The sequence below is a fragment of the Gemmatimonas sp. genome, from assembly GCF_044376735.1.
Classification (GTDB): Bacteria; Gemmatimonadota; Gemmatimonadetes; order Gemmatimonadales; family Gemmatimonadaceae; genus Gemmatimonas.
The window spans coordinates 1-7,378 of the sequence record NZ_JBILKJ010000135.1 but is presented as its reverse complement, the minus strand read 5'-3'; the positions used below and the strand labels follow the sequence as shown (position 1 = coordinate 7,378).

At 66.5% G+C, this 7,378-nt stretch carries 8 protein-coding genes and 1 pseudogene; 7 read left to right on the top strand and 2 right to left on the bottom strand.

What is annotated here, in order from left to right:
* Positions 1 to 269, bottom strand: a pseudogene (locus ACIRA7_RS13580) (hypothetical protein); the annotation flags it as partial.
* Between the two features lie 176 nt (positions 270 to 445).
* Between ACIRA7_RS13580 and ACIRA7_RS13575 the strand changes: the two are divergent.
* The 4 genes from ACIRA7_RS13575 (at position 446) to ACIRA7_RS13560 (ending at position 5,008) form a co-directional block, all read left to right on the top strand.
* Complete coding sequence (locus ACIRA7_RS13575; RefSeq protein ID WP_396221386.1) at positions 446 to 1,723, top strand: hypothetical protein; 1,278 nt, start codon at positions 446 to 448, stop codon at positions 1,721 to 1,723.
* Between the two features lie 86 nt (positions 1,724 to 1,809).
* A complete protein-coding gene (locus ACIRA7_RS13570) occupies positions 1,810 to 4,011 on the top strand; it encodes a TonB-dependent receptor (RefSeq protein WP_396221385.1) in 2,202 nt (733 codons plus the stop codon).
* Complete coding sequence (locus tag ACIRA7_RS13565; RefSeq protein ID WP_396221384.1) at positions 3,999 to 4,490, top strand: hypothetical protein; 492 nt, start codon at positions 3,999 to 4,001, stop codon at positions 4,488 to 4,490. Before ACIRA7_RS13570 ends, ACIRA7_RS13565 begins: the two co-directional genes overlap by 13 nt.
* 41 nt (positions 4,491 to 4,531) lie before the next feature.
* On the top strand, positions 4,532 to 5,008 hold the full coding sequence (locus ACIRA7_RS13560; RefSeq protein ID WP_396221383.1) for a hypothetical protein: 477 nt from the start codon (positions 4,532 to 4,534) through the stop codon (positions 5,006 to 5,008).
* 161 nt (positions 5,009 to 5,169) lie between these two features.
* On the opposite strand, the gene ACIRA7_RS13555 is transcribed toward ACIRA7_RS13560, so the two are convergent.
* On the bottom strand, positions 5,170 to 5,778 hold the full coding sequence (locus ACIRA7_RS13555; RefSeq protein WP_396221382.1) for a phosphatase PAP2 family protein: 609 nt from the start codon (positions 5,776 to 5,778) through the stop codon (positions 5,170 to 5,172).
* Between the two features lie 62 nt (positions 5,779 to 5,840).
* On the opposite strand from ACIRA7_RS13555, the gene ACIRA7_RS13550 reads away from it, so the two are divergent.
* The 3 genes from ACIRA7_RS13550 to ACIRA7_RS13540 are packed head-to-tail and all read left to right on the top strand — an operon-like array spanning position 5,841 to position 7,230.
* Entirely contained in the window at positions 5,841 to 6,215 is a 375-nt protein-coding gene (locus ACIRA7_RS13550) for a Fur family transcriptional regulator (RefSeq protein WP_396221381.1), read from the top strand.
* Entirely contained in the window at positions 6,200 to 6,775 is a 576-nt protein-coding gene (locus ACIRA7_RS13545; RefSeq protein WP_396221380.1) for an SCO family protein, read from the top strand. The genes ACIRA7_RS13550 and ACIRA7_RS13545 overlap by 16 nt, the downstream gene beginning before the upstream one ends.
* The gene (locus tag ACIRA7_RS13540; RefSeq protein ID WP_396221379.1) at positions 6,772 to 7,230 is read left to right on the top strand and encodes a copper chaperone PCu(A)C; all 459 of its coding nucleotides are present in this window, start codon (positions 6,772 to 6,774) and stop codon (positions 7,228 to 7,230) included. Before ACIRA7_RS13545 ends, ACIRA7_RS13540 begins: the two co-directional genes overlap by 4 nt.
* The last annotated feature ends 148 nt before the right edge of the window (positions 7,231 to 7,378 follow it).

Below are 7,378 nucleotides of genomic sequence, written 5' to 3'. Positions count from 1 at the left end.
ACCGTGTGCGTCTGGCGTGCGCCGATGTGCAGGAGCCGTTCCGCGAGCGTTGGAAGGACGATGCCAGCCAGCAGGCAGAGCGCAGCCACCACGTCACGTTCGTGCAGGGCGTGCGGCACCACATCAAAGAACACCAAGCCGCCGATCGCGATCAGGATAAACCCGTCGATAAAGGCCATCAGCTGCGCACGGTGTCCAACGAACCAGGTCAGAACGGGGCCGGCGGCGAGCGCACCAAGACTGGCGGCGAGAAAGGCTGAACCCGTCATGGTTGAAGGATAGTGATGCTGAGAGATAAGTCGCAATTGCGCGCTTCGAAGCAACGCGAGCGCCAGCGCGGACGACCGATTTAACGCTTAATGATATTGACATCGCAATAGTTACCTTGTTAGGGTGCATCGCTGTTGATACAGCGCACTCATTAACAAGAACGCTTGAGGTTGCCATGCTGCTTGCTCGTTCCTTCGGTCACGCGTCGTCTGCTCGGGTTGCCGTCGCCGTGATCGCCTCCGTTTCCCTGGCTGCGTGCGGCGACGACAACGGCACGTCGGCGGCGCCCACGGTACCTGCCACCGAATTCCGCCGACTGGTCATCTCCGATACCGCGGCCTTTGCGCGTGTCTTCGATGCGAGCACCGGTGCACGGGTGGACTCGATGGGCGGTTTGCCCTCTCGTATCACCTACCTGTACACGGCCAAGGGGCGCATCGCGTTCGCGCATTTCCAGACGCGCAATCGGGTGTCGTTCATCGACGGCGGTGTCTTTGAGCAGAACGGTCGGGGCGTGAAGCAGGCCCCGCGCATTATTGGCAGCTTCAATGACTCGACGCCGATCCACGGCAATTACAACGGCGATCTGGTTTCGGTGCATTTCGACGGCAGCGGCAATGTGCGCTTCTGGAGCGAGCAGAGTGTAGCCGCTGGCAACACACAGCCGGTTCAGACGGTGCGGACGGGGAATGCGCACCATGGCGCTGGAATGGCCACGCTCGATGGCGGCTTGCTCTCGGCGTCGATTCAGGATCCGACCAACCCCGCCCTCCCGAACGGCGTGGTCGTCTACAACCGTCAGGGTCAGGAAGTTGCGCGCAACACCACTTGCCCCGGGTTGCATGGTTTGGGCGGAAACGGTGCGGGCAAGCTGTACGGGTGCGCTGATGGCGCGCTGTTGGTGACGGCCGCCGGGACGTCGGTCAGCTTCCAGAAGGTCACGCACGCCACCGAACCGCGCTTTGGCGTCGGCACCGTGTGGGCGCGCGACGGGCAGCCGAACTTCCTCGTTCGCATGTCGATCCGTGGCCAGCCGGTCAGCGCGGCGACGCGTGCGCTCGGTGTCGTGCAGCCCTCCTCGCGCACGATGACGTCGATTGCCCTGCCTGCCAGCGAGATTGACTGGACGGCAGAGATCGATCACAACGGTCGCTACGCGGTGATCCTGGGTCGGCTTGGCAACCTGCACGTCGTGGACATGAACACGCGGCAGGTCACCGGTACGCTCAATGGCGTTGTGCCGCCGATGCCGACCAGCGGCACGGTGCTGACACCATTCTTCGCCTTCGCGGAGGGCGTGGCGTACATGACGAGCCCGACGCAAGGCCGTGTGCTCGAGGTCGCCATCAACAGCGCCGGCGTGCCGTCGATCACGCGCACCCTGAACGTGGGCGGCAATCCCGAGCGCATCGTGGTACTTGGCGTGCGCGAAAATCGCTCGCTGCAGCAGTGATCGCTGTGCCTGTTCGCGTTCGGCGGACGTGGCTGCTTCTCACCGCCGTCGGGAGTGTCCTCCCGACGGCGGGTCTGTCACAGCAAGTGCGTCGCACGGCCGATTCGGTGGTGTATACCCCGAGCCAACGGGACTCGATTCAGCGGGACTCGTTAGCCCGGCGCGCAACGCGCGTGCAGGCGTTGGGCATCGTGCGCGTCACCGCGGCGCAAGGCAGCGGGTTATCGCTCGCGCGTCCCGCTACGGCACTGGAAGGGCGCGCGTTCGATCGACGGCTTGCTCCGTCCATCGCGGCGACCATTGCCGGAGAACCCGGCGTGACGGCACGCAGTAATGGTCCGATGGCGACCCAACCGGTGATTCGCGGCTTGACGGGCGATCGGGTGTTGGTGTTGGAGGATGGTCAACGCACTGGTGATATCGCGACGACGGCCCCTGATCACGCCGTCACCATCGATCCGATGACGGCGCGCCGTGTGGAGGTGATCCGCGGTCCGGCGGGGTTGCTCTTCGGCAGCAACAGCCTCGGTGGGGTCGTGAACGTGGTACGTGACGACGTGCCAACGGAGCGCATCACTCGCCGCATCGGCGGCACCTTCAGTGGGCAAGGCGAATCGGTCAACGACGGCGGTGTGGCGCATGGGGCGTTGCGCGGTGGCGTTGGCCCGTTGGCGTGGCGGGTGAGTGGTTCCTGGCGCACGGCGGGCGATACACGGGCGCCGGCGGGTGTGCTTCCGTACTCTGACGTGCGCGGACATGACGTCGGGATGGGTGCCGCGCTGGTGGATCTCGCCACATCCCGTGGGAGTTGGCGCCTTGGCGCGGCCGCTCGCGACGTGGTTAATGCGTACGGTGTGCCGGGTTCGTTTGCGGGCATCGTGCTGCCGGGTGCCCACGACGGCGGTGTGTACGTCGATCTGGCCCGGCGCAGTGGGCGCGTCGATGCGTCGTGGCGCTCCAACGCGGCGCTCACCGGTCAACGGTGGTGGCCGCAGCTCTCGCAGGCCAACGTCTCGACGCAGTTCACCCGCTTTGAACAGTCTGAGCTCGAACGCGGAGGGTTCGTGGGCACGCGCTTCGGCCAGCTCATGGCCAACGGCGATGCGCTCGTGCACTACGTGCGGAAGGCTGGCGTTCCCATTCGCGGCAGTGCCGGTGCGTGGATGCAGTGGCGCGATTTTCGCGCGGAAGGGAGCTTCACCGGCACACGTCCGGGTGTGTTGCGCGGGGCCGCCGTCTTCGCGATGGAGGAGATGGAACTCGATGCGTTCTTCGGCGGACGGGCGGTGCGTCTGCAATGGGGCGCGCGATGGGATGCCGCGCGGATTGTGCCGTTGGACAGCACGGAGACCGCGCTGGTGCGTGATGTGCGCACGCGCGCCTTTACCGCGCCGACCGGCAGTGTGGGCCTGACCGCGGAAGTGCATCGCGGTGTCGTGATTGGTACAAGCGTGGCACGTGCCTTTCGACCACCCGCCATCGAAGAGCTCTTTTCGGCGGGCCCGCATTTGGCCACGTATGCCTATGAGGTCGGCAATCCGCAGCTCCGCGCTGAGCAGGGATTGGGGCTCGATCTCTTTACCCGCATCACACGTGGTGCCGTGCGCGGTGAGTTTGCGATCTTCTCGATGCGCGTTGGCAACTTCATTTATCAGCGCCCGTTGGTGGATAGCGTGACGGGTGCACCGGTGCGCGATCAACGACTGCGTCGGTATAACGTGTATCAGGCCGATCAGGCCGATGCCCGACTCCACGGCGCCGAGGGGCGGCTCGAGTGGAGTCCGTGGGCACGACGCGGGGTGACGTTCGACGCAACGGCCTCGTGGGTGCAAGGAACGCAGCGCAATGTCGTGAGTGCCTCGGCTGCGTCGGCAGAGTCGTGGGTCCCACTGCCGGCAATGCCACCGCTCCGCACGCGCCTGCAGAGTCGGTGGGAAGGCCGCCAATGGAGTGCCACCGGCGCCGTTGAGGCCGCTGCACGGCAGGGACGTGTGCCTCCTCCACCGCGTTCGCTCGGCGCGAACACCTGTGTCTTGGCCGCGTCCCAAGCCGTGCGCGGTGGTAACGCGCCAGCGCTCTTGCCGGCGGAGTTTTGCCCGACCGATGGGTGGGCCGTGGTCAACGTCAGCGTGGCGCGCCGCTGGCTGTTGGGCACGCAGCTGCACGAGGTCACGGCCTCGGTGGACAACCTGTTCGACGTCGACTGGCGCGACCATCTCTGGCGCGCCAAGCAAGTCGCGCCGCAACCCGGGCGCAATGTGCGCCTGTTGTATCGATGGAGTTGGTGATGCGCGTGCTGCGTTCAAGTATCGGTGTGCTCGCCGCGCTGGCGCTGTTGGCGTGTGAGCATCCCATCGCGGTGGTCACCCCGCATGCGGAGGTGGCGGACCTCGTGTTTAGCGACTCGACGACGCGTGCGGTCGTGATGCGGACGACGGACAATCAGGCCTGGAGTGGCGGACCGCTGCAACTGTGCGCCGACGAGGTGCGGACGCTGGTACCACAGGCGCTCGACTTCCGTGGCCTCTCCGTTGATTTGGTCTCACGTCGAGATCTGGAGATTCGGGGCGAGAGCAGTGGTCCAAATGTGATCTGGGAGCCACTTCGAGGTCGCGGGCGCCTGATCGCGCTGGCGCCGGGGACGACGCGCGTGCGCTTCGTCGTCTGGCATATCACGCATGCCGATCTCGTATCGCCATGGCTCGACGTCATCGTCCATCCCCGGGCCAGTTGCCCCGTGGCTCGTTCATCCGGAGGACTGCTATGAACCCCAACTCAACCTGTGTGTCATTCGGAGCTTCCCGCGTCATGTTCGGGCGCCGCGCGTTAGTTATGGCCTCCGCTGCCCTGCTTGCGGCCTGTGGCGGTAGCGGCGAGTCGGTCGCTGAACCGCCCGCCAGTGCACCGCGACTCTCGATCGCCAGCGTCATTGTCGAGGACGCCGTCACCGGGAATGTCGTGTTCTCGCATGATGATCATTGGCACGGGTTTCCCGTGGTCGCGGCTGGCGGCGAACGCCAGTTCCGCGTGCATTTCGTGAAGCAGGGACGGTCGCCCGACGATCACGATATGCCACCGAAGAACGAGTGGTTCACGTTGCAGCCATATGCCGATCATTCCCTGCCGGTTGTTATTGAGGATCCAACCCGAGCCCGCTGGACGGGGGATCGCCTTGGCGGATCCCTCGGCGGGCTCGTGGCCGGGGCCACGCGCATGAACCTGCGCGTGTTCCGTGGCACCACCACGGTTTGGGAGGCACCGCCGCTGAATCTCGTGGTCCGATAGCGTGGCCATCGCGCGTCTCACCCGCGTGGGTGCAGACCATTGATCCGGCCGATCTGCCCGTCGCCGGTCGGCCGTTGGGGCTTCGGCCACAACCGGCACGGGCACGGTACGCGTCGCGTCGCGTCGCGAGCGACCACTCAGAGCATACTGAAAACCCAGTCTCAGGAACTGGGCACCACGTCCGCCCGCTTCCAGACCCACTGACCCACCATAACCCCCAGCACCGCCGCCACGACGGTGTCGCTGAGGAAATGCCCCAGCGCCAGCACGCGGGTCGCGGCACATCCGGCCGCCAGCGCGTACCACAACCCGCGTGCCCGCGGATAGAGCTGCGCCAGCACGGCCGCGCCACCGAACGCGACGAGCACGTGGCTGCTGGGCATGCCCATGCCGCGATTCGACAGCGGCCCCTCAGCAAATGGGCGGAAGACGTACTCGAAGACATCGGGATTCGGTCGGAGCCGGCGGATCAGCAGCTTCAGCACTTCGGCCACGCCGCCGCTGAGCGCGGGGCCCAGCAGCAGCGCCCACGCGTACCGCGAGCGCTGCGGGTGGTCACGCTGCTGCAACCAGAAGCCCAAGGCGATGACGCCCCAGGTGGGGAGATAGCCCATGGAGCGCAGCAGGCGTCCCCAATCCTTGTCGTTCACGGACAGCAACCGCGCGGAACGCCAGGCCACGCCATCGAGGGCATGGGCCAGGGCCACGGCAACCACGGCGAGGATGAGCAGGCGAGTCCACTGGGATCGCTCGGAATTGGCGGACGTCATGAACGCGAAATCAACGCCGCGCCAGCCCTACACGCCACTCGGTCCCCAGGCATATTTAGGTGATGGAACGCAACACGAAACAGCGCGATGCGATCCGGCAGGTATTCGAGGTCACGCCCCGCCCGTTGGGGCCCACCGAAGTGCTCGAAGCCGGCCGGGAGCAGATGTCGACGCTCGGCATCGCCACCGTCTACCGCACGATCAATGCGCTGGTGGATACCGGCTGGCTGGTGCCGGTGGAACTCCCCGGCGAAGCGCCGCGCTACGAGCGCGCCGGCATCGCGCATCATCATCACTTCCGCTGCCGCAGCTGCGCGCGCGTGTTCGAGATTCACGGATGTCCCGGCGATTTGCGGGAGCTGACCCCCGAAGGGTTTCGGTTGGAGTCGCACGACGTGACGCTGTACGGGCAGTGCGCGCGATGCGCCGCGCCATAAACGGGCTGCGGCTCGCCAGCGCGATCTTCCTGACCGCCTGCGATCTCTCCGGCGGCTTCAAGGGCATGGCGGTCGATCCGCCGCGCGACATGCCCGCCTTTGTGTTCACGCGCACCGACGGCTCCACCTTCACGACGGCGCCGGAGCCTGAGCGCCCCATGGTGCTCTTCTTCGGGTACACCCATTGCCCGGATGTCTGCCCCACCACGCTGGCCGACTGGAAACGCGTGCGCGCCAAACTGGGTGACGACGCCAAGCGGGTGCGCTTCGTCTTCGTCACGGTCGATCCCGATCGTGACACCCCGGCGGTCGCCGAACGGTACGCGCGGATGTACGACGCTGCGTTCGAGGGGGTGTCGGGCGATGCCATCACGACGTCGCGCATCATGGAGGCGTTCGGCGTCGCCGCGGCGCGCGAACCCGGCACGAACGCGACCGGGTATCTCGTCAGTCATTCGTCACAGGTCTTTCTCGTGGATTCGCACGGCAAGCTGGTGGCGCTGTATCCTTTTGGAACGGGGTGGGACGCGTTGGCGGCCGATCTCGGGCGGTTGCTATGATCCTGCGCGCATTTCCCGTCGTCCGCGTCGCCCTCGTGGCTGCCGCGTCTCTCGTCGCGGCGGCCTGTACGCCCCGGTCGGCCCCCCCCGCACCGCGGCGTATCGCGGTGGCGAACAGTTGGGCGCGCATCGCCGATTCCGGCGCGATGAGCGGCGCCTACATGGAGATCGCGAACAACGACACCGCGGCGATCACGCTGGTCGGGGTCACCACCAACGACGCCGATGCGGCCGAAGTGCACGAGAGCATGCAGGCGGGCGGCATGGCGCACATGATGCCGCGCACCGCCATGCTCATCGCGCCCGCCGAGGTGGTGAAGATGGAACCGGGCGGAGTGCACGTGATGCTGGTCGGCCTGCGCCACGCGTTGGCGGTCGGCGACAGCGTGCGCCTGCAGCTGCACTTCAGCGACAGCACGACCGTGCCCGTGACGGTGCCGGTCGTGACGCCATGAGCGCCCAGCGCATTGCGATGCTGGTCGCCGTGATCGTGGCAAGCGCCGGACTCGCGTGGTTCAGCTGGCCGCGTCCAGACACGCTGATCCGCGTGACGCGCGGCGGCGTGGCGATGGTCACCGATGCGTACGGCCGCACCACACCACT